This is a genomic window from Pseudoalteromonas sp. Of7M-16 (assembly GCF_022347805.1).
GTDB classification, from domain to species: Bacteria; Pseudomonadota; Gammaproteobacteria; order Enterobacterales; family Alteromonadaceae; genus Pseudoalteromonas; species Pseudoalteromonas luteoviolacea_F.
This window is the reverse complement of sequence record NZ_JAKRFY010000064.1, coordinates 1-1,547: the sequence shown is the minus strand read 5'-3', so window position 1 is coordinate 1,547 and position 1,547 is coordinate 1. Positions and strand designations below refer to the sequence as shown.

Here is a 1,547-nt window from a genome sequence, read left to right as displayed (position 1 = left end):
GAATCAAATGCAGATGGCTATACCATCACACAAACACCAAGCGACACTTACCAAACCGGCAATCGCTATATTGGCACTGAATCTGGTGTAGTGAGCAATGTTGCAAAAGTGGTGGTGGGCACAGATCCAACGCCTGAGATCCGCTTTACCGAAAAACCAAAAGCTGGTGAGAAGTCGATTGCTGGTACTGTATTCTTCGATGTAGATCAAGATGGCGTTGTCGATTCAAATGATGCGCTGTTAAAAGACATCACAGTCACAATCACGGGCACGGATAAGTTTGGTCAGGCAGTAAATACCACAACAACGACCAATGCCAACGGTGAGTTCAGCTTTGAAGGCCTGATTGAATCAAATGCGGATGGTTATACCATCACGCAAACACCGAGTGCCACATACCAAACCGGCAATCGTTATATCGGTACTGAATCTGGCATAGTGAGCAATGTCGCCAAGGTAGTGGTAGGCACAGATCCAGCCCCTGCGATCCGCTTTACAGAAAAGCCAAAGGCCAGTGATAAGTCTATTGCTGGTACTGTGTTCTTTGATGTGGATCAGGACGGTGTGGTCGATTCAAATGATGCGCTGTTAAAAGACATCAGGGTCACAATTTCGGGCACGGATAAATATGGTCAGGCAGTAAATCAGAGTGTAACGACCAATGCCAACGGCGAGTTCAACTTTGCAGGCCTGATTGAATCAAATGCAGATGGCTATACCATCACACAAACACCAAGTGCCACTTACCAAACCGGCAATCGCTATATTGGCACAGGTGCAGGCATAGTAAGCAATGTCGCAAAAGTCGTGGTGGGCACAGATCCTACCCCTGCGATCCGCTTTACCGAAAAGCCAAAAGCTGGTGAGAAGTCGATTGCTGGTACTGTATTCTTCGATGTGGATCAGGATGGCGTTGTCGATTCAAATGATGCGCTGTTAAAAGACATTACAGTCACAATCACGGGCGCGGACAAGTTTGGTCAGGCAATAAATCAGAGTGTAACAACCAATGCCAACGGTGAGTTCAGCTTTACTGGTTTAATCGAATCTAATGCTGATGGTTATACTATTACACAAACACCAAGTGCGATTTACCAAACGGGTAATCGTTATATCGTGATAAATCTATTGCTGGTACTGTGTTTTTCGATGTGGATCAGGACGGTGTAGTTGATTCAAATGATGCGCTGTTAAAAGACATCAAGGTCACAATCACTGGTACTAATAAATATGGTCAGGCAATAAATCAGAGTGTAACGACCAATGCCAACGGTGAGTTCAGCTTTACAGGCCTGATTGAATCAAACGCGGATGGTTACACCATCACGCAGACGCCAAGTGCCACTTACCAAACCGGCAATCGCTATATTGGCACAGGTGCGGCTGTAGTAAGCAATGTCGCCAAAGTGGTGGTGGGCACAGATCCAACCCCTGCGATCCGTTTTACTGAAAAGCCAAAGGCTGGTGAGAAGTCTATTGCTGGTACTGTGTTCTTCGATGTGGATCAGGATGGCGTTGTCGATTCTAATGATGCGCTGTTAAAAGAC

2 protein-coding genes are annotated in these 1,547 nt (G+C 46.2%); both read left to right on the top strand.

Going from position 1 to position 1,547, the window contains the following annotated elements:
• Positions 1–1,170: MSCRAMM family adhesin SdrC (locus tag MHN81_RS27980; RefSeq protein WP_239427382.1), on the top strand; the 1,170-nt coding region annotated here is incomplete at its 5' end.
• The coding region (locus MHN81_RS27975) for a carboxypeptidase-like regulatory domain-containing protein (protein WP_239427381.1) at positions 1,152–1,547 on the top strand (396 nt) is incomplete at its 3' end. The genes MHN81_RS27980 and MHN81_RS27975, both read left to right, overlap by 19 nt.